Source organism: Snodgrassella alvi, from assembly GCF_040741455.2.
GTDB classification, from domain to species: domain Bacteria; phylum Pseudomonadota; class Gammaproteobacteria; order Burkholderiales; family Neisseriaceae; genus Snodgrassella; species Snodgrassella alvi_E.
Genome location: NZ_CP160328.2, coordinates 1322040 through 1342003, shown reverse-complemented (window position 1 = coordinate 1342003; position 19964 = coordinate 1322040). Strand labels below are relative to the sequence as shown.

Annotated in this window: 17 protein-coding genes; 10 read left to right on the top strand and 7 right to left on the bottom strand. The window is 40.6% G+C overall.

Annotation, left to right across the window (positions count from 1 at the left end):
• Window positions 1-128: 128 nt before the first annotated feature.
• A complete protein-coding gene (locus ABU615_RS06050; protein ID WP_267408604.1) occupies window positions 129-1127 on the bottom strand; it encodes a hypothetical protein in 999 nt (332 codons plus the stop codon).
• Window positions 1128-1600: 473 nt separating this feature from the next.
• Between ABU615_RS06050 and msbA the strand changes: the two genes are divergently transcribed.
• The gene (gene msbA / locus ABU615_RS06045; protein WP_370388699.1) at window positions 1601-3382 is read left to right on the top strand and encodes a lipid A export permease/ATP-binding protein MsbA; all 1782 of its coding nucleotides are present in this window, start codon (window positions 1601-1603) and stop codon (window positions 3380-3382) included.
• Between the two features lie 235 nt (window positions 3383-3617).
• On the opposite strand, the gene ABU615_RS06040 is transcribed toward msbA, so the two are convergent.
• Window positions 3618-4691 (bottom strand): hypothetical protein, encoded by a 1074-nt coding sequence (locus ABU615_RS06040; RefSeq protein WP_370388698.1) that lies wholly within the window; start codon window positions 4689-4691, stop codon window positions 3618-3620.
• 197 nt (window positions 4692-4888) lie between these two features.
• On the opposite strand from ABU615_RS06040, the gene ABU615_RS06035 reads away from it, so the two are divergent.
• The 4 genes from ABU615_RS06035 to ABU615_RS06020 are packed head-to-tail and all read left to right on the top strand — an operon-like array spanning window position 4889 to window position 8434.
• A complete protein-coding gene (locus ABU615_RS06035) occupies window positions 4889-5740 on the top strand; it encodes a glycosyltransferase family 25 protein (protein WP_370388697.1) in 852 nt (283 codons plus the stop codon).
• A gap of 31 nt (window positions 5741-5771) precedes the next feature.
• Entirely contained in the window at window positions 5772-6566 is a 795-nt protein-coding gene (locus ABU615_RS06030) for a putative nucleotide-diphospho-sugar transferase (protein ID WP_218966465.1), read from the top strand.
• Between the two features lie 39 nt (window positions 6567-6605).
• Entirely contained in the window at window positions 6606-7409 is an 804-nt protein-coding gene (locus tag ABU615_RS06025) for a glycosyltransferase family 25 protein (protein ID WP_367490477.1), read from the top strand.
• A 32-nt stretch (window positions 7410-7441) separates the two neighbouring features.
• Complete coding sequence (locus tag ABU615_RS06020) at window positions 7442-8434, top strand: glycosyltransferase family 2 protein (RefSeq protein ID WP_367490480.1); 993 nt, start codon at window positions 7442-7444, stop codon at window positions 8432-8434.
• A gap of 6 nt (window positions 8435-8440) precedes the next feature.
• Here the strand turns inward: ABU615_RS06020 and ABU615_RS06015 are convergent, their stop codons facing one another.
• Window positions 8441-9013 (bottom strand): hypothetical protein, encoded by a 573-nt coding sequence (locus ABU615_RS06015; RefSeq protein WP_367490482.1) that lies wholly within the window; start codon window positions 9011-9013, stop codon window positions 8441-8443.
• A gap of 12 nt (window positions 9014-9025) precedes the next feature.
• Entirely contained in the window at window positions 9026-9772 is a 747-nt protein-coding gene (locus ABU615_RS06010) for a hypothetical protein (RefSeq protein WP_267390828.1), read from the bottom strand.
• 329 nt (window positions 9773-10101) lie between these two features.
• Here ABU615_RS06010 and sstT point away from each other — a divergent pair, with 329 nt between their 5' ends.
• From sstT to ABU615_RS05995, 3 genes are all read left to right on the top strand, one after another.
• On the top strand, window positions 10102-11337 hold the full coding sequence (sstT, locus tag ABU615_RS06005; RefSeq protein WP_267390827.1) for a serine/threonine transporter SstT: 1236 nt from the start codon (window positions 10102-10104) through the stop codon (window positions 11335-11337).
• 135 nt (window positions 11338-11472) lie between these two features.
• Complete coding sequence (locus tag ABU615_RS06000; protein WP_267408597.1) at window positions 11473-12468, top strand: LLM class flavin-dependent oxidoreductase; 996 nt, start codon at window positions 11473-11475, stop codon at window positions 12466-12468.
• A gap of 194 nt (window positions 12469-12662) precedes the next feature.
• Window positions 12663-13559 (top strand): glycosyl transferase, encoded by an 897-nt coding sequence (locus ABU615_RS05995; RefSeq protein WP_370387610.1) that lies wholly within the window; start codon window positions 12663-12665, stop codon window positions 13557-13559.
• 189 nt (window positions 13560-13748) lie between these two features.
• Here the strand turns inward: ABU615_RS05995 and ABU615_RS05990 are convergent, their stop codons facing one another.
• Complete coding sequence (locus ABU615_RS05990) at window positions 13749-15929, bottom strand: primosomal protein N' (protein ID WP_370389353.1); 2181 nt, start codon at window positions 15927-15929, stop codon at window positions 13749-13751.
• Window positions 15930-16173: 244 nt separating this feature from the next.
• On the opposite strand from ABU615_RS05990, the gene pyrB reads away from it, so the two are divergent.
• Together pyrB and pyrI are read left to right on the top strand one after the other, a co-directional pair.
• Complete coding sequence (gene pyrB / locus ABU615_RS05985) at window positions 16174-17115, top strand: aspartate carbamoyltransferase (protein ID WP_267408595.1); 942 nt, start codon at window positions 16174-16176, stop codon at window positions 17113-17115.
• 7 nt (window positions 17116-17122) lie between these two features.
• A complete protein-coding gene (pyrI, locus tag ABU615_RS05980; RefSeq protein ID WP_267408716.1) occupies window positions 17123-17581 on the top strand; it encodes an aspartate carbamoyltransferase regulatory subunit in 459 nt (152 codons plus the stop codon).
• Window positions 17582-17585: 4 nt separating this feature from the next.
• Here the strand turns inward: pyrI and fghA are convergent, their stop codons facing one another.
• Entirely contained in the window at window positions 17586-18428 is an 843-nt protein-coding gene (gene fghA, locus ABU615_RS05975; RefSeq protein WP_323811396.1) for an S-formylglutathione hydrolase, read from the bottom strand.
• An 84-nt stretch (window positions 18429-18512) separates the two neighbouring features.
• Window positions 18513-19622, bottom strand: a complete 1110-nt coding sequence (locus ABU615_RS05970) for an S-(hydroxymethyl)glutathione dehydrogenase/class III alcohol dehydrogenase (RefSeq protein WP_267408594.1) — start codon at window positions 19620-19622, stop codon at window positions 18513-18515.
• Between the last annotated feature and the right edge of the window lie 342 nt (window positions 19623-19964).

Here is a 19964-nt window from a genome sequence, read left to right as displayed (position 1 = left end):
CTAGTTGTAAAATTTATTTAAATCAATTTTTTAGTATAACTTTTTACGAGCAAATTGTATATAAAAAATCATATAAAACAAAAAATTTATAGGTATTTGTTATATTTTAATAGTTTACCTTATTAAGCTTATGAGTAAAGGATTTGTTCTATCCAGTTTTTGAAACTATATTTTTGGAATATTTCTGCTTTTATTGGTTTAAAAGGTTCTTTTAGAAAATCTTTAATATCATTATGTGTTTTATCTTCCCATATATATATATTTTCTGGATGATAGAAATCATAATTTTTAACATATATATTTGTTGTAATTAATTTTTTTTGATAATAAAGAGCTTCAAAATGACGAAAAGAAAGACCATGATGTCCTCCAACTACAAAGTCGACCAGTATATCTGATGAATTCACATTTTTTAAATTTTCAAAATAATTAATTCGGTTTTCTTTGCCAAAAATGATATGCTTAGATTGATAGCAATTAATATCTTTTCTTTTGCTTGTAGGGATAATAAACTTTGTTTTAATTCCATTGGCAGTAAGATTTGTTATGCATTGCTCAATTGCTTGTACGCGACAAGTTTGATGATCTCCAATATAATAAGCCTGCATCACATCATTTTTTATATTTTGGGGCGTAAGCATATCAAAATAAAAATTTGTAGTCTTATGTAGATGGTATTTTTTATATTCTTTATTTATTATATCTGTATGATCGAATATATAGAACTTATCAAATAAATGTATAAGATTTATTACCGGAAATCTTTTAAGTCCATCCCATTGATATCCTATAAATTTAATTTTGGTTTGCTGTTTTAACATTTCTAAAACACTTTTAGGGTATAAATCTGGTCGGATAACAATAGTGTAATCATATTGTTTGTTTCCAATTAGTAATTCTGCTTTATTTAAACATTGTTTCGCTTTCAATTTTTCTTTGTAATTATTGTTACGTAAGGCATGCTTTATAAAAAAATTGGATATTCGGTCTTTGATGCTTGCATATTCAAAATCTAATATGCTATCCACACGAAATACTTCATACCCATGAAATTGCAAATTTTTTGCAATTAAGTCTACGATACCATTACTTGGTGGCATGGCTAATAAAATAGTTTTATTTCTCATGAAACAAATTCAAACTAGAGTTTTTGGCAATTTGAAACTAATTATTTTAAGTGTTGTGTTTTTTTTAATCAATCTTGCGAGATTATTTGGTATTAAATTTTATTTAGAAAGTTTTAATTGATTACTAGACATTGTTTATTTTCTAAGAATAAATATGTTTGTTTATAATTAAATTTATTATTATCTAATATAGATGTTCTCATAATTTTAATATTAACTAATCAATATTTTTATTATCAATAAATATGAATCTTTTTAAACTTTCCATGCAAGATTTTCTTGTTTTGGTAGAATATACTTAGTTATGATTGATGTGATGATTTAGGCTAGATAGGATAATTAGCTTGGATAATTGCTTGTGGTGTTTAATATTTTAAAAGTTTTTGTATTTGAAAGATTTTGATTAATACAATGTATTAACGATCTATATTAAACTTATATAACATTTATGTTTTGATTGTTCTAGGTAACGAATGAAAAAAAGTAAAGAAACCAATGCCTATTCACCGAAGAATCTGTATAAGAGGTTGTTCCCCTATATGCGGGGACTTGTAAAGTATTTCTTTATCTCTGTGCTGGCTATGGTTGTGGTAGGGGTAACAGGGCCTCTGTTTGCTTATTTGTTGAAACCAATCATCGATAATGGATTCGTCGAAAAAAACATGGAAGCCATGAAATGGGTTCCATTTGAAATTGTCGGTTTATTTATTTTTCGTGGTATTGCTAATTATATTAATGAATACACTAGTGCATATATTTCGAATCAGATGGTTCAGGTAATTCAGCGGGATTTGTTTGCCAAAATGATGATGCTTCCAATCGGCTATTATCAGGAAAATAGCCGTGGGCGTATGATGTCACGGATTACGAATGACGCCAAAGGGATTACTGCAGCCGGTTTTGATGTGATTACTGTGTTTGCTAAAGACGGTGTTACCGTTCTTGGTTTATTAATCTGGTTGTTTTATCTTGATTGGCAACTTACGTTAATTACTTTTGTGACCATTCCTTTGATTGCGTGGTGTGTAAGGATTATTAATAAACGCATCCGTCGATTGGTTACACGAAGTCAAAATGATCTTGGTCAGGTGATGCAGATTTTGTCTGAATCCATTGATGGTACTCGTGTGGTACGTATCTATGGCGGTCAAAATTATGAACAGAATCGTTTGGAAAAGACAAATAAAGCATTACGAAGCCTTGCAGTAAGACGCCAGTCTTATACTTCTATAGGCAGTGCTGTGACGCAATTATTAATTGCAACTTCTTTATCGATTATTTTGTATGTTGCTGCTAAAAGAGCCAGTCATGCAGGATTTACTGCCGGTGATTTTATGTCTTTTCTATCAGCTATGCTGATGATGTTTGATCCATTAAAGCGAATTACTAATATGTCTAGTGTGTTGCAGACAGGTTTGATGGCTGCAGATAGTGTTTTCCATTTTCTGGACGAGCCTGAAGAAAAAGATCTTGGGGTAAAACAGCTTGTTTCACCGATAGGTGATATAACTTTTAATAATGTAACATTACGTTACGGTGAAGCAAATAAAAACGCGATTGATCATTTGAGTCTGACGATTAAACAGGGCAGTGTAGTTGCGTTGGTTGGTGAGTCGGGTTGCGGTAAAACCTCTACAGTTAATCTGATTCCAAGGTTTTATGATGTGACTAGTGGGCACTTAAGTATTGGTGGAATTGATGTAAAAGATTTTGAATTAAAAAGTCTCCGCTCCCAGATGGCGCTAGTTAGTCAGGATGTTGTTTTGTTTAATGATACTATAGCCAATAATATTACTTATGGCTGCCCTGAGGCTACAGAGGCTGATATTATTCAGGCTGCAAAGGCCGCTAATGCTTGGTCTTTTATTAGTAATATGCCTGAAGGTTTACAAACTCAAGTAGGTGATCAGGGGATGAAACTTTCTGGTGGTCAGAGACAGAGACTAGCCATTGCGCGTGCACTGTTAAAAGATGCGCCTATTTTAATTCTGGATGAGGCTACTAGTGCACTGGATACAGAATCTGAAAGGTTGGTTCAATCAGCTCTGGAAACTCTGATGAAAAATCGGACTACAATTGTTATTGCTCATCGGCTTTCAACTATTGAAACTGCTGACAATATTGTGGTGATGCATCAGGGTAGAATTGTTGAGCAAGGTAAACATAAGGATTTGTTAGCCAGAAACGGTCGTTATGCAGTGCTACACCGTATGCAGTTTGGTGAAAACAGAAGTTCAGCTGATGTTAACATTTAGTTATTGTAAATAATTGATTTTCATGTTTTATTTTGATAATGCTTATTTTTCAAATGTTGTTGATTGAATTTTTAATGATTAAACTGTACTGATTTTTTGATAATAGTTCGTATATACAAAATACAAGATACGGTTTTTAAAAGATTTACGTATCTGTATTTTGTATCTCAATCCTTTCATTTTCAATTAAGCATGTAAGGTTTTAGCCTAGCTATATTGGGCAGTAGCTTCAATGTTATATAACTGATATTTCTTTGTAAGGTGAATCGTCCAGAATATTTTTTATCCAATTGGCAAAACTGTATTTCGATATGATATCAGGATGAATGCTGATTAATGGTCTGACTAAAAAATCACTTAATTGCTGCAAGTCTTTTTCTTTTGTCCAGATAAAAATGTTATCAGGATGGTAAAAATCATAATTCTTTATATATGAATTATTAGTTATTAATTTTTTTCTATAGTACAAGGCTTCAAATACTCTAAATGATAAGCCATTGTGTATCGGGTTAACGATATCTATAAGTATGTCAGCCTTATTAACGTGCTTTAAATTGTCTTCAAAAGAAATATTTTGAGCAATTAAACATATGTTTTGTTCTGTATATTGGACTGCTTTGCTTGCTTCGGAAGGGCGCAATTTGATATTGAAATCTAAATTCACGCCATTTTCTATCAGTGCTTTTGCACAGGTTTGGAGGGCTTTTGTTCTGTTGTCAACATGTAATCCTACGAAGTAGGCAATGAGCCCTTTATGGGGTACTGGTTGTGGATGGTACATGTCAAAATAAAAATTACTCATCCCTTTCAAATGAAATTGGCTATATTCCGGATTATTTACATCTAAAGGATCAAATACAAAAAAACGATCGAACAAATTTATTGTTGGAACGGTTTTGGGAAAGCGTTTGATACCATTCCACTGATAGCCTATAAATTTCTTTTTTGTATGGCTTTTCAGAAGCTCTAATGTTGCGATGGAAAACAGATCCGGACGTATAACTAGTGTATAGTCATAATTATGATTTCCTAGTGTATTCTGGATTTTGTCATATAGCTCCTGGTGATAGATTTGTTCTTTCAGTACAGCTTTATAGGTGAAGTCGAACAAAAATATTTTTCGGATAGTATTAATGATATGCGTTTTCAGACTGGGATAATGAAAATTAGCTTCAATCTTTTTTTTCAGTGTTTCTGAAGTACTGTCAATAAAGATAACTTTGTAATTATGATATTCTAGATGAGTTTTGATGGCACAGGCGAAGTCGCTATAGCTCGACATAGCTAGAATAATAGTTTGTTGCGGCATTGTTAAATTACTTTTGGAGAGTTGTGGTTTTAAATTGTTGTGAATCTGTTAGGGGTTATTGGTTAAGTTAGATCCGTATTTTAGCAGTATATGTAGGTTTCAGTGGTTTTAAGAGAAACAATATCTGTGAATTGTTTTGTGGTTTTTGGTTATAATTTATGAATAAATTATGATTTCGTTGGTATGGTGTTGAATAAATGCTCAAAACCTTTTTAATAAATCTGGATCGACGTTCAGATAGGTTAATTTTCGTTAAACGGCAATTGGGGAATTTGGGGATTGATTTCGAACGAATCAGTGCTGTTGATGGTAATTGTTTAACGGATGAGCAGAAAGTATTTTTAAATCAGCCGAGATTTGCCTTAGAGTGTAAACGTAAGGCTGTTAACGGAGAGTTTGGCTGTGCTTTATCTCATCGAGCCGTCTGGCAGCGGATGGTAGATGAGAGTATTCCTTTTGCTTTAGTGCTGGAAGATGATGTTCAGTTGAGCTCTGAGCTGGTTTCTTTAATTGCTGAAGAAAAAAATTATCATTCATTTGATTTTTTGAATCTGACTTTGAAGCGCCCATATTATGATATTGATGCTGTGGAAATTAAAAAATCACTTTCCCAAAAACAACTTATTCGTCCAGCATTTTGGCAAGTGATAAAGCGTAAAGCTTGGCGGATGATAGAGGTCAAGGCAATTGTTAAGTGGAAAATTTATCGTTTACATGCTTTGCATAATGGGATGATTGCCTGTGAATGTGATTTTGCTCCCTCTCTAGCTTGTTGTTATATTGTCTCTTTGCAAGGGGCAAAACAAATGCTTTTGGCCAGTGATAATCTTTTTTATCCGATCGATAAAGTTTGGCATTATTGTGGTGGTTTGTTAAAAGAGGGATTTCTGGCTGAACCATTGGCATTTCAGTCACTGGATTCTGATATTCCTCATCGAGTGCGCTTTAAATTGACATTTTGGCAAAAATTTATAAGATTTTTTGTGAAGGGGCGACATTGGCGACGCAGACTGGATGTAATACGCATGTATGGTTGGTCGCGGTTATAATTAATCTCGTTCATGTTTGAGAATATCAATAATGGTTAAACTGGGTAGGGAATATGCTTGGCGTGCGAAGAATCGTCGGGTTGTGGTACCGCTAGCTGAAGTGGTAACGGAAGAAATGAAAGCTTCTGTTGCTGATGGGGTGACAGTGGTGGCTTATCATACGGATGATGAGTTTTATACGCATGAAGCGAAACGGATGTGTGCTTCTGCTGAGCGTTTAAATATCAAAGTTAAAATTACAACGATTTCCAGTAAGGGGGGATGGGAAGCTAATACTTCTTTTAAGTCGAACTATTTGATGCATGAGCGCGATTTGGTGAGTGGTCCGATGTTGTATGTCGATGTGGATGCGGTTTTCCATGTTTCACCGTTAAAATATTTGGCTGGTCTGGATTGTGATATAGCTGTTTATTATGATTTGGGTGATGGTCATTTAGTTTCGGCTACTTTATTTTTTCAGGATACAGCTGCTGCCAGACATTTATTGGCCGAATGGAACCGTCAGTGTATTGCTCAGCCGACAATATGGGATCAAGAGGTATTACAATCTGTAATTGCGGCAGACCAAGCTTCTGCACATCCTCGCTATAAAGTTGCTCATTTGCCAGTGGGCTTTTGCTGGATTTTTGATCGTGAGGATAATTTACTCGCCCCCAAACAACGGGTTTATATAGAGCAGTTGCAGGCCGCGCGCGTGGTTCATGAAAATCTGCGAACCAATGGAAAATTGTTTTCTATTCGAAAAAGTAAGGTACAGCGCCGGATGGATAGGATTCTTGAAATTGAGAATATTTTGTTCCCAAACCGACTTGATGGTTCATTGTAGATGGTTCATTGTAATAAATATCTGTAATGAAAGTAACAGATGATTTCTGCTTTAGTAATTAATCTGGAACATTCTGCCGAGCGACTGAGATTCCAGCGTCAGCAGCTGACTCATTTACAGATTCCCATGCGGCGTCTGGATGCGGTGAGTACGAAAGATATATTATCTGATCAGTATGAGCATCAGGCAAATGGTTGGGAGCGTAAATTACGTCCGGCAGAATTAGCCTGTTTTTTGAGCCATAAAGCAGCCTGGCAATTTGTTTTGGAAACTGGTCAGCCTTGGTTAATTCTTGAAGATGATGCGTTGCTTTCACATAAAACGGCTGAACTTTTGACAACAATATCTTCTCTGACTTGTGAGTTAGATTATGTGAATCTGGAAACTAGGCACCGGAGAAAGTGGCTGGATCGAAAAAGCTTGGCTTTGATTAAGGGTTATGAATTGCGACGTTTATATCAGGATCGAACAGGTGCTGCTGCTTACGTTTTATTTCCATCAGGAGCACGTAAGCTGTTAAACAGAGCGCAGTTTACGGCTCCGGCATTGGCTGACGCTTTTTTATGCCGGTCTTATGACTTAAATGGCTGGCAGGTTTATCCGGCTGCTGCCATTCAACTGGATCAATGTGCTAATTATGGTTTGAACCCTCCTGTTTCTTTTGTTTCAACGATAACACCTGAAAATAATGTTAAACCACAGGCTAACCATTTTTATCATTATTTATGTTTTAAATACCGTCGGCTGGCGGCGCAGTTACGTATGGGCTGTCGTCAGCTGTCTGTATCAAGATGTGCGCAACGACTAATGGTACCTATTATACAAAGTGATTTTGAAGAATAAGTTTGTGGGAGATGAAGGATATTTTCGCTGATATGGGCAAAATAGAGTTAAGTATTCTGATTCCGGTATTCAATGTAGGAGTTTATCTACCTGAATTGCTGGAATCTTTATTGCCAAATTTGCCGGCTAATGTTGAAGTGATTTTTTATGATGATTGTTCGCAGGACGACTCGCTGGCTATTATCCGAAAATATCAGCAAATTTACCCAGATGCATTTATTCGCGTGTTGTGTGGTCAGGAAAATAAAGGTATTACGCAGGTACGCCAATGTCTCTTACATTCAACTCAAGCTGAGTATATTTGGTTTATTGATTCGGATGATAAGGTTGAATCGCTAGCAGTCCAACAGATTATGGGTATTTTGAAACAATACCATCCAGATGTGCTTCTATTTGATTATGATGTATTTTTTGATAATACTGGTAAGTTGAAATCGAAGGAGCATTTATCGATTGCTCCGGCCAATACTTTACTGCATCAGAAAAATGGAAACTTGTTCCATCTTGCTATTATGGATGGAAAACATTATTTCTGGAATAAAGTTTTCCGACGCCAGTTGGCGACAAAAGTTTGCCGTTTTACTATTCCTGCCTACGAAGATATTGCGAATACACCTAGTCTGCTGCATGAATGCCAAACGTATTTTTATTATCCGCAGGTTTTGGTGCATTATCGTATATGGCCAAATTCTATTGTGCAGAAAATGAGTCCAAAGCAGGTTTATGGTATTGAAGCTTATCTCACTCAAGCATTTTATGCTGAAACTATTGTAGGTGATAAGAAATGTTGTGCTTATTTGCTGTATAAGGCTCATTTGTACTATTTTCGTTTATGCCGGAAGCTTGCTAAAACAGCTATGCCAGAAAAAGAAAAAAAGGCAATTTTGCACAAGGCAGCTGAGCTTTTTGTCGTGAAACGTTTGTCAATTCGTACAACAATTTTGTTGTTGCTGCGTACTCATTTGTGGGATAAAGCGGCTAAATTGATGTTGAAATCAGCTTTATTTGCCTTGACGCATAAATGAAGTTTTTTAAATAGCAATTATTCTCCCTGTTTTTACCCAGGTATGGATTAGTTGTTTTTCGTCGTCCCAGTTATGTCCGGTCCAGCCTTCACTAGTAAAGTTGTGAATATATACGGTATTTTTTGGGTACTGCTGGCAAATATAATCAATGGCAAGAAGTCCTGTACTAGGTTGACGGAAACCCAGTGAGTCGGCACAGTGGCGGTAAATGTTGCTTGGTATGGTGTTGATGAAATATTGATCCAATTGCGATTTTTTTATCCATTTGGGAAAACGCCATAGGTATTTTATGCGTTTATGCATAGGGATGTTCTGGTAGCGACTATAGAAAATATCTTTTTTACTATAGCGGAAAAATATTTGAGTTTCGGGTTTTAAAAATTGATGTTCGATTACCAGATGTCTAATCTGGGTGTAACCATTGGCAATGAATATCCAATCTGCTTTAAGTGTGCAGTTTGGATTGGGGTTGTTAAAGCGGACTACGATGTCATCATGCTGAATCAGGTCTGCTATGGAGTTTTGTTCGTCAGCATTACCAATAATGAAGAATTTACTGTGAGTCTGAACTGTTTTCATAGTGGTTTGTTATTATTGCCAATAATTTTTTAGCCAAGGAGCCGGTAAAATTTTACGGTACCATTTACCTCCGCCACCTTTGATGGCATCTGGAGGATTAACTTCGCCATGAAAAACGATGATTTTACCAAAATCAGGTTTTTCCGGTGCTTGCCATATTGCATAAGGCATTTTTTTTAATACATTGTACTTATAGCTCAGGCACCAGTTTTCTGGCCAATAGCTAAGTTGATGATGTTCACGCACATACCATGATAAAAAAGCCTGTTCATGGCGGAATTGTTGCCGGATTTGTTGAAAATGATTGCGAAAATAATCCATTAAATCTGGTATTGCACCAATTTGAAATCTATAAACAGAACTGTTGCCAACTTTGCGCCAAGGTTTTTTCCAGTCACGGATAATCCAGACTTCATCGGGACGGCTGGATGGCTGGGTGAAGAAGCAATCAATGTTATCGATGATAACGATATCTATATCTAGAAATAGGGCTGTGCCTTGTAAACCAAACAGGTTGGCACTAAAAGTGGTAAGTTTATTCCAGCCGCGTTCTGGTAAGCCTGCAGGCAAGTTTAATGGTATCAGTGGATGGCATTGAATTGCAGGATGAATGCCGCTCGCGTCATCTGTCAGGCAAATCATGGTAAATGGCAGGGTCAGATTACGTTTTACCATGTGATATAGTCGGTTGACATATTCCGCGCCATATTTCTGCCCCCATTTCATACATAATATGTAATTTTGTGAAGCTTTGTTCATTGATTGCTGTATCGGGCGATTTTGAGGTTTGCAGTATAGCATTTTAGTATTTTGGGCTGCTTGATCTATTTGAGTTGAGTTAATTAAGAGCTGCTGTTTTTTAACTCTTTTGGTTGTTATATGTTTATTCGTAGGTTCAGGCTATTTTAATGCTAAACTTGTTATCCAGCTGCTAAGTTGTAATGGTTTTCTGTTAAGTTTAGGCTGTTGTGGAGGTGGATGGAAATGGATTTAAAAACTTGATTTGGTGTAATGAATTTTTATGCATGGCTGGATGGTTTTTAATCTGTTTTACATATGTTTTATCCGGCTGTAACTAAGGATTGTAAATGAAGAAACTTTTATGGATATTGTTTAAGAGTAATCTGATTGTACGCATGTTAGTGTGTATGATTATTGGCGCGTTTATCGCGGCTTTTTTACCGCAATACGGGGTTAAACTGGAATTTCTTGGCAGGGTATTCATTCAGGCTTTGCGTGCTGCTGCACCTATTCTGGTTTTCGTACTGGTGATATCTTCGATTGTCAATAATAAGTTTGATAATGTTTCCAGTATTAAGTCGGTGGCTTGGCTGTATGCTATAACGGTGCTGATTTCTGCAATACTGGCTTCAACGGTGAGTTATTTGTATCCACTGCATTTGGTGATGGATGTGCCGCCGGCTTCCGAGAAACCGCCCGAAGGTGTAGCTGAGATTCTGATGAATATTATCCTTAAGTTTGTGGATAATCCGATCGATGCATTGGCTACTGGCAATTTCCTCAGTATCTTAGCGTGGTCGACGGCATTGGGTATTGCTTTACGTCACAGTAGTGAAGCAACTAAATCGGTAATTAAAAACTGGTCTGATGCAACTATCTGGGTAGTACGGCTGGTGGTGGCCATTGCCCCTTACGGAGTTCTAGGTTTGGTGGCTTCGCATTTTACTAGTGATGGTCTGGCTAAATTAAAAAATTATCTTGAGTTGATTGGAGTATTACTTGGTTTGATGGTATTTGTGGCCTTGGTAATCAATCCACTGATTGTGTTTTTGAATTTCCGTAAAAATCCTTATCCACTGGTATTTACATGCCTGCGTTATAGTGGCATTACGGCGTTTTTTACTCGTAGTTCGGCCGCCAATATTCCAGTAAATATTCGTCTGGCTCAGCGTATGCAGTTGCCCGAAGAAATATACTCACTTTCTATTCCTTTGGGTGTAACGATGAGTATGAATGGTGCAGCTATTACAATTACGACGATGACGATGGCTACTGTGCATACTTTGGGTATGGATGTAAGCTTTATTCAAACATTATTGCTGAGTATTTTGGCTACAGTATGTGCACTTGGTGCTTCCGGTGTACCGGGAGGTTCATTACTGCTGATTCCAGTAGCGTGTAGCATGTTCGGAATTGATCCAGCCATTGCAGCTCAGGTTGTGGCCATTGGCTTTGTTATCAGCGAGATTCAGGATTCTGCCGAAACTGTTCTGAATTCTTCCAGTGATATGCTGTTTACTTCAGTGGTATCGTTGAAGCAGCAAGGTCGGGACCCTAGTAAAATTGAACTACTGCCAGAATAATTTGTTATCAGTTTTTTTTAAACCGCTGCATGTTTCCTGCAGTGGTTTTTTTGTATTTGAATTGAATATATTTGTAATTTGGTGAAGAACGGAATAACTTAGTCTCTGTTGTGTATTTTAAAGACGGGAAGTTTTATGGCGATACCTGTTTCAATTTTGAATCTGGTGCCGCGTCGAGACAATGGTACGGCAGCTTCGGCAATACGGGATATGTTGCGTCTGGCACAGGTAGCCGAACAGCTGGGGTTTGTACGCTACTGGATTGCTGAACATCATAATATGCCGATGGTGGTCAGTTCGGCGACACAGATATTGATCGGCCATACGCTGAGCCATACGCATCATATTCGTGTAGGCAGTGGCGGTGTGATGTTGCCTAACCATAGTCCGTTGCTGGTGGCTGAACAATATGGCACTCTAGCTACAATTTATCCGCACCGAGTTGATCTAGGGCTGGGGCGAGCGCCTGGAACAGACAGAGTAACCGCTGCTGCTCTGAGGCGCCAGTTGAACGATGTTTCGCTTAAATTTGCGGATGATGTGGTGCAGTTGCAACGTTATCTAGGTGATGAGCAACAGCAGGGGTTAGTAAAGGCTTATCCGGGTATGGGCACTCATATTCCCTTATATATATTGGGTTCTAGCACTGACAGTGCATATCTTGCAGCCAGTCTGGGTTTGCCTTATGTCTTTGCGGCGCATTTTGCTCCGCGTTTTCTGGATGAAGCAGCTGCTATTTACCGTGAGCGATTCCAGCCGTCTGCTCAACTGGCTGCACCTTTTTTTATGCTCTGTCTAAATCTGGTGGCGGCTGCTACTGATGATGAGGCTCTTTATTTACAAACGACGCAGTTGCAGTCTGTGCTGGGGCTGATTCGGAATAATCGGAAAGCGCTGCATCAGCCAGTACCGTCTATGGATGGTTTGTGGACAGCTGAAGAAGAAGCCTACGTACGAAATTTTACCGCTTGTACTTTATTGGGCGCACCAGAAACAGTTAGGCAGCAGTTAGAAGGATATGTCTTGCGTTTGCAGCCGGATGAAGTGATGGCAGTCAGCTATATTTATGATATGGATAAGTTGCTTGAGTCTTATAATATTTTTAAGACAGTGGCTGATAATGTTGGTTAAGTATGGTTTGGGTAGGCTGAAAGTTAGTATTTCGTAGTGAGTTATGATTCAGATGTGGCAAATTTTAGTCTAGTGTTGTGGCATTATTTGCCCCAAATCAAGTGTTATTTGATTATTTTTATCATTTGCCTTGGTATTTTTTGCTGTAATATTACAATTATTCTCAAAATGTAAGCAAAATCGGGAGTCTATGCATGAGCAACGATGTTATTAAGGTTTTTGTGGGTTGTGACCCGAATAACTGTGATCTGGAGCAGATGATGGTGGTGGATTACAGTATCCACAAACACACATCGCGGCCGGTAGAAATCGTCTGGATGCAATTAAGTCATGATCCGAAAAGTCCGTGGTATTCTGATCCACAAACGGGTGCAGGCTGGCATACAGAAAAGTGGGCAACGCCATTTTCCGGTTTTCGCTGGGGGATCCCAGCCGCCTGTAATTATGAGGGACGCGCCATTTATATGGATGCGGATATGATTGTATTGGCTGATATAGCGGAATTGTGGGCACATCCGATTGAAGGCGAAGCGATTGTTGCGGCTAAAGAAGTACATGATCATGCTAAGGGTAAACGATTTACTCGATTGTGTACTTGTGTCTGGGATTGCGCCAAAGCTAAATCGATTTTGCCTGAGCTGGCTAGTTTGCGCGCTGACCCTGATTCGCATAAGAAAATGATGGCAAAGTTTAAGCAACATCCGGAATGGGTACAGGCTTATAAGGCGGCTTGGAATTGTGTCGATGGAGAAGGGATGCCGATTGAACAGATGAAAATTTTGCATTATTCAGACATGGGTACGCAGTTCAGTCATAAATACTCCATACCGCGTCTAACCGCTGCTGGTCAGAAACATTGGTTTGACAGTGATATTTTGCCTCATCCGCGTAAGGATCTGGTTGAATTGTTTGATCAGTATTATCAGGAGGCGCTGGATGCTGGTTATAAACTGGAAAATTATGCTGTTAAACCATTTGGTGCATTTCCGAAAGAGTCACAAGTTGGTTATGATGGTAATGAAGTGACGCGTCAGAAAAAACAGAAATCTTGGCTTTCGCGCGCATGGCACGGTCTGACCGGTCGCGCTTAAACAAATTATTTGAATAAATCTGGTCGTTTGCTATCCTAGCTAGCGACCGTTTTTTTTATAATTATATTTGTAAATTATGAGTAACTGTGAAAATTAGAATGACTGTTTAGTTGTTCCGATACTTGAAACGCATGTCTGGTATGAATAGACTTGAGCAAACTCTCAGGAAAAGATATATATGGAGTATAGCTACATTTCCAGTGGGTCGACATCTATTAGCCAACGTGTATGAGGGTTGTTTTTTTCCAGATGCAGGAGCCAATTTTGCCATAATGAAATGCTGTGGTGTAGGTCGCGCCGGTTTTTACTTTCTAGAAATACTTGTGCGCGTTCGTACCCAGCCAGTCGGGCCATCAGCATCGGTACTGGACCGAACACATTGACATTGGCAGGTAAGGCATGCTGCTGCTCGATTCCTTGTTGTGCTTGCCGTAAAAGCTGTTGCGCCTCATTCATGGTGCGAGCGTCTGCGCGGATGGCGGCTATATAACTAAATGGCGGCATGCCCAGCTCTTGTCTTTCTGCCAGTTCTGCCGTGGCGAAAGTTACATAATTCTGTGCCGCCAAAGCTTGGTACACTTTGTGTTCCGGTTGACGCGTTTGTACCCATACTTCACCAGAGCAGTCGGCTCTGCCGGCTCTGCCACTTACCTGCATTAATTCGGCAAATAAACGTTCAGGAGCACGGAAATCAGCGCTATAGAGACTGTTGTCTGCATTTAAAACCACCACTAGATTGAGATGGGGAAAGTCATGGCCTTTGGCCAGCATCTGGGTGCCGACCAGTACATCTACTTCTTTACGCATAATAGTGTGATAGATTTCCGACCAGTCTTGTCGGTGGGCTGTGCTATCACGGTCTACCCGCAGAATGCGTGCACTAGGGAGCAAATGCTGCAGGTATTCTTCAATGCGCTGAGTCCCTTGTCCAACGGCGGTCAAGTCCTGATTGCCACATTCCGGGCAGGATGGGGGTATGGGCTGGTGAAAATCACAATGATGGCAGCGTAGCTGACCTGCATGCTGATGTAAAACCAGTTTGGCGGAGCAATTCGGGCAGCCGAAAGTATGACCGCAAGCATCGCAGAATAAAGCTGGGGCAAAACCCCTTCGGTTTAGGTAAACCATGCTTAAACCACCGCGAGCGACATTGGTTTGCAGTTTTTGCTTGATGATATCGCTGATACCATTATCCAGTGGTAAGCGGCGGATATCGAGTAAATGTATTTGTGGCAATTGGGCGTTGGTGTGTGCCCGCTCGCTCAGTTGCAGTAATTGGTAATCTCCGTGCCGCGTTTTATACCAGCTTTCTAATGACGGAGTGGCACTACCCAGTACCACTGGACAAGCTGCCTGCCGCGCCCGCCAGACAGCCAGGTCACGGGCCTGATAGCGTAGTTCGCTTTCTTGTTTAAATGAATAATCGTGCTCTTCGTCGACAACAATCAGGCCTAGATTAGGCATGGGGGTAAATATGGCCAGACGTGTACCGATAACCAGAGCTGCCTGCCCCAGAGCTGCCTGAAGATAGTTGGTGGTACGTTGTCCGGCTGCGGTCTGGCTGTGTAATATAGTAGTAACTGTATGTGGAAAACGCTGGCGTACCCGTTGCATAAGCTGCGGTGTGAGGTTGATTTCGGGCAGCAAAAACAGTACCTGTTTACCTTGCTGCATTATATTGGCCATGATGTCGAAATAGACTTCGGTTTTACCACTGCCAGTAATGCCATACAATAGAAATGGGGCAAATTGTCCACATCTGGTTTGTACTTCTGCACTGGCTAGTTGCTGTTGCTGATTGAGCTGATGCCGGCTGGTCGGTACAGGTCCACAAGCCGGTATGTGACTGGCTTCTATCCAGTTTTGTTGTTGCCACTGTTTAAGATATTGTGATGCCTGAGTATGTATGGTTTTAAGCTGGTGCAGAGTGGCTGGAGCGGCTAATAGTCTCTGCCATAATGCATTTTGTTTATGATAACGAGCCGGAGGTGCTGGCTGGATGCGTCCAAGGGCATTGAGGCTGTAAATGTGTTCTTGTTTCGGTAATGGCACGGCTTGAGGCTGACGCAGACCTTTGGGTAGGGCCGCCATCACGGCTTGTCCAAGAGGATAATGATAATAGCGCGCAGTAAAGCTAAGTAGTGCACGCCAGTCTGCGGGCAATTGCCAGCCATCCGATAAAATGTTCTCAATGGGTCGTATTTTGCTAAGGTCTATTTCCGGCTGTATATCACTTTCCCATACTATGGCTGCTACCAATCGGTTGCGAAAGCGTACGGCTACCCTTGTTCCTGCCGGCAAGGTGGTTGGATGGGCGTATGTTAACAGTGGGTAGAGGGGCACGTTCAGTGCCAGTTGATGGTAAATCAATGTAATCAGGAGTAAATGGGCAATGATTTGTTTATTGTAACTCAAAGTGGCTGGCTTTTACCGTGGGAGTGTTTATGAGATAATTCACTTAGTTAATATGGAGTAACTGAATAATGACAATATTTGCAGCCAGCTTATTGTTGTGTCTGAAGCAGTTGTTGCTTTTGAACAGTTAATGACCATATGTATACCCGTTTCCAAGCGGGTTTTTTTATGCCTGTTGTTAGATGCTGAAAGTTAAATTATGGCTAATCCGCTTTTTCGCCAACATTTTATTTCGATAAATGATTTATCCACAGAGCAACTGGAGTTCTTACTGACGCTTGCGTTGCAGTTAAAGCGGCAGCCGCAGACTGAGTTGTTGAAGGGACGATTAATTGGTTCGTGTTTTTTTGAGCCTTCTACGCGAACACGGTTGTCGTTTGAGACGGCGATTCAACGGCTGGGAGGAAAAGTTATCGGTTTTGCTGATGGTGCCAATACCAGTGCCAAAAAGGGCGAAACTTTGGCTGATACGGCACGAATTATCAGTAATTATGCTGATGCAATCGTTATGCGCCATCCTAAAGACGGTGCAGCACGTGTTGTTAGTGAATTTGCTCATGTTCCCGTGATTAATGCTGGTGATGGTACTAATCAGCATCCGTCTCAAACTTTACTGGATTTAGTGACGATATACGAAACACAGGGAACCTTGCAGAATTTGAAGATTGCCATGGTTGGTGATTTGAAATATGGGCGCACAGTACACTCACTGGCTCAGGCTCTGAGCCGCTGGGGCTGTGAGTTTATTTTTGTATCTCCTCCCACTCTGGCCATGCCAAATTATATCTGTGAGCAGCTGGACGAGGACGGGGTTGTCTATCGCACATCAGATAATCTTGAGGAAGCGCTGGCTTGGGCTGATATTGTGTATATGACACGCATACAGCGGGAGCGGTTTGATGAGCAAGAATTTGCACGAATTAATGGTCATTTTAGTCTTTGTGCGGCTATGTTGAAGCAGGCAAAACCGAATATGCGAATTCTGCATCCTTTACCACGGGTAGATGAAATTCATGCGGATGTCGATGAGAGTATTCATGCTTATTATTTTCAGCAAGCGAATAATGGTATGTATGCGCGTCAGGCGATTTTGGCAGCAATTTTGAATGAAGAAACTGATGCGGACAGTGCACGAGGTTAAAGCAATGATGAATCAGACCAGATTAAGTATTGAGGCGATTAAAGACGGTACGGTAATTGATCACATTCCGGTAGGGCAGGGGCTGAATATTCTGCGCCAGTTCAAGTTGCTGCATTCCGGTAATGCGGTTACAGTGGGTTTTAATCTGAGTAGCCAGTCCAGTGGCAGCAAAGATATCATTAAAATAGCTGGTCATTTTCTGGATGATGCAGCGGCTAACCGTCTGGCTTTGTTTGCACCTCGAGCAACTGTCAATGATATTGAAAATTTTAAAGTAGTGCGTAAACGCATGCTCACACTGCCAGAAGCCATTACTGAGGTTTTTTGCTGTCCGAACAGCAATTGTGCCAGCCATGGTGAACCGGTACAAAGCCGTTTTACAGTGCAGTTGAGCCATGGCGAAACCCGTTTACGCTGTCATTATTGTGAGAAAACCTTTGCGCGTGAATCTGTGATTGAAGCCTGATGACCTATAGTCCGAATGCTTCAGCATGAAAGCTGATATGGCTTTCGATAAATGTACTGACAAAATAATAACTGTGATCGTAATGTTCACGTAGGTGATAACGGATATCAGTTCCTTTGCTTTTAGCTGCTACTATGAAATCCTGAGGATGTAATTGTTCAGGGTAAAATTCATCTACACTACCTTGATCAATCAGAATGGGTAAGGATGGTGGGTATAGCTGAATAAGCTCAGTACTGTCGTAAGCTGCCCATTCAGCCTGATTATTGCCCAGATAAGTGCTAAATGCTTCTTGTCCCCATGCACAGTTCATGGGATGGGCAATTGGAGCAAATGCTGATGCAGCAAGATAGCGTTGTGGATTTTTCAGTGCAATCATTAATGCACCATGGCCGCCCATGCTGTGCCCACACAGGCTGCGCTGATTAGTAACAGGAAAATGCTTTTCGATAAGTACGGGTAGTTCTGTGACTACATAATCGTACATTTGATAATGCTGTGCCCAAGGTTGTTGAGTGGCATTGAGGTAGAAACCGGCACCCTGTCCCAGACTGTAACTATCGGCGTTGGCAACTTCTGCTCCGCGTGGGCTAGTATCGGGCATTACCAGAACGATGCCCCACTCTGCAGCAAAACGCTGTGCACCACTTTTGATGGAAAAATTTTCATCAGTGCAGGTAAGGCCAGCAAGACAATAGATTACGGGCAGCGCGTACCCTTGTAATGCACGTGATGGCAAATATATAGAAAAAGTCATGTTGCAGTGGTTGAAGTGGCTGTAATGTTGGTAGCGCCGTTGTTCGCCATTAAAAAGTTTATGTTTGTTCAGCAGTGTGATTTCAGTCATGGTAGCTTATCCGTTCTGCTCGTTGGATGAATATGATTTACCGCAGTATTATGATTAAAATTGAAACCATAGCAAGGTGTGGATTCAATAGTAAATCACGGTGCGGATAGATTCTCCGCTGTGCATTAGCTCAAACGCCTGATTGATGTCGGCTAGTGGCAAGGTATGGGTAATGAAAGGTGATAGCTCAATTTTGCCTTGCATGGCTTCTTCCACCATACGCGGAAGTTGTGATCGTCCTTTCACGCCGCCAAATGCAGAACCTTTCCAAATACGTCCGGTAACCAGCTGAAAAGGGCGTGTGGCGATTTCCTGTCCGGCACCAGCTACACCGATGATAATACTTTGCCCCCAGCCACGATGAGCACATTCTAGTGCTGCTCGCATTACGTCCACATTGCCGATGCATTCAAAGCTATGGTCCACACCCCATTCGGTGAGACGGATAATAACCTGCTGGATGGGCTCTTCATAATCATCAGGATTGATGCATTCGGTAGCGCCGAAATGTCTGGCTAGCGTGAATTTGGCCGGATTGGTATCAATGGCGATAATCCGTCCAGCACCAGCCAGCCGTGCCCCTTGAACCACAGCCAATCCAATACCGCCCAGCCCGAATACGGCCACACTATCGCCTGCCTGTACTTTAGCCGTGTTGTGTACCGCACCAATGCCGGTGGTGACGCCGCAGCCGAGCAGACACACTTCTTCCGGTCTGGCGGCTGGATTGATTTTGGCCAATGAAACTTCCGCCACAACGGTATATTCACTAAATGTAGAACAGCCCATGTAATGATAAATGGGATGACCCTGATAGGTAAAACGTGTGGTGCCATCTGGCATCAGTCCTTTACCCTGAGTGGCGCGCACAGCAGTGCATAAATTGGTTTTGCCTGAGCAGCAAAACAAGCATTTGCCACACTCAGCTGTATAAAGAGGAATTACATGGTCACCTGGTTTGACCGAAGTTACCCCTGCACCTACTTCTACCACAATACCGGCGCCTTCATGGCCTAAAATCGTCGGAAATACACCCTCTGGATCGGCACCTGACAAAGTAAAAGCATCGGTATGACAGACACCGGTATGGGTAATTCTGACGAGAACTTCTCCCGCTTTGGGCGGTGCAACATCAACTTCTACAATTTTTAATGCTTCACCCGGTGCGAAGGCCACGGCGGCACGAGATTTCATTCTTTATCCTCAGGGTTGATTATATTAAGAGTTTAGCTGAACCAGCCAAATGCTCTCAGTATAACAGCTATCTTATTTGTGATTACTGCTATGGATTGTGAAATATAATCAGAAAAATGATGCAAGTATCCGTTAGAAATGTAGCTTTATTATGTTTGAGGTAATGCGTTGATGATGGTCAGGGTGCCCAACGGTATAATTTATTTGCTTTGTTGAATGATGCGCTGTTTTTATGCATACAAATATTTGAATTGTATTGACCTCGAATAAAAGGCGGGAAGACGGTTTAACAATTTTGCATTATTGTTTGTGTGCCTCTGGGCTGGCAGCAAACCGAGTGTA

Bases quoted from the DNA above. Each gene is read 5' to 3' on its own strand.
- ABU615_RS06050 (WP_267408604.1), bottom strand. From the start codon at position 1,127: ATGAGAAATAAAACTATTTTATTAGCCATGCCACCAAGTAATGGTATC.
- msbA (WP_370388699.1), top strand. From the start codon at position 1,601: ATGAAAAAAAGTAAAGAAACCAATGCCTATTCACCGAAGAATCTGTAT.
- ABU615_RS06040 (WP_370388698.1), bottom strand. From the start codon at position 4,691: ATGCCGCAACAAACTATTATTCTAGCTATGTCGAGCTATAGCGACTTC.
- ABU615_RS06035 (WP_370388697.1), top strand. From the start codon at position 4,889: ATGCTCAAAACCTTTTTAATAAATCTGGATCGACGTTCAGATAGGTTA.
- ABU615_RS06030 (WP_218966465.1), top strand. From the start codon at position 5,772: ATGGTTAAACTGGGTAGGGAATATGCTTGGCGTGCGAAGAATCGTCGG.
- ABU615_RS06025 (WP_367490477.1), top strand. From the start codon at position 6,606: ATGATTTCTGCTTTAGTAATTAATCTGGAACATTCTGCCGAGCGACTG.
- ABU615_RS06020 (WP_367490480.1), top strand. From the start codon at position 7,442: ATGGGCAAAATAGAGTTAAGTATTCTGATTCCGGTATTCAATGTAGGA.
- ABU615_RS06015 (WP_367490482.1), bottom strand. From the start codon at position 9,013: ATGAAAACAGTTCAGACTCACAGTAAATTCTTCATTATTGGTAATGCT.
- ABU615_RS06010 (WP_267390828.1), bottom strand. From the start codon at position 9,772: ATGAACAAAGCTTCACAAAATTACATATTATGTATGAAATGGGGGCAG.
- sstT (WP_267390827.1), top strand. From the start codon at position 10,102: ATGAAGAAACTTTTATGGATATTGTTTAAGAGTAATCTGATTGTACGC.
- ABU615_RS06000 (WP_267408597.1), top strand. From the start codon at position 11,473: ATGGCGATACCTGTTTCAATTTTGAATCTGGTGCCGCGTCGAGACAAT.
- ABU615_RS05995 (WP_370387610.1), top strand. From the start codon at position 12,663: ATGAGCAACGATGTTATTAAGGTTTTTGTGGGTTGTGACCCGAATAAC.
- pyrB (WP_267408595.1), top strand. From the start codon at position 16,174: ATGGCTAATCCGCTTTTTCGCCAACATTTTATTTCGATAAATGATTTA.
- pyrI (WP_267408716.1), top strand. From the start codon at position 17,123: ATGAATCAGACCAGATTAAGTATTGAGGCGATTAAAGACGGTACGGTA.
- fghA (WP_323811396.1), bottom strand. From the start codon at position 18,428: ATGACTGAAATCACACTGCTGAACAAACATAAACTTTTTAATGGCGAA.
- ABU615_RS05970 (WP_267408594.1), bottom strand. From the start codon at position 19,622: ATGAAATCTCGTGCCGCCGTGGCCTTCGCACCGGGTGAAGCATTAAAA.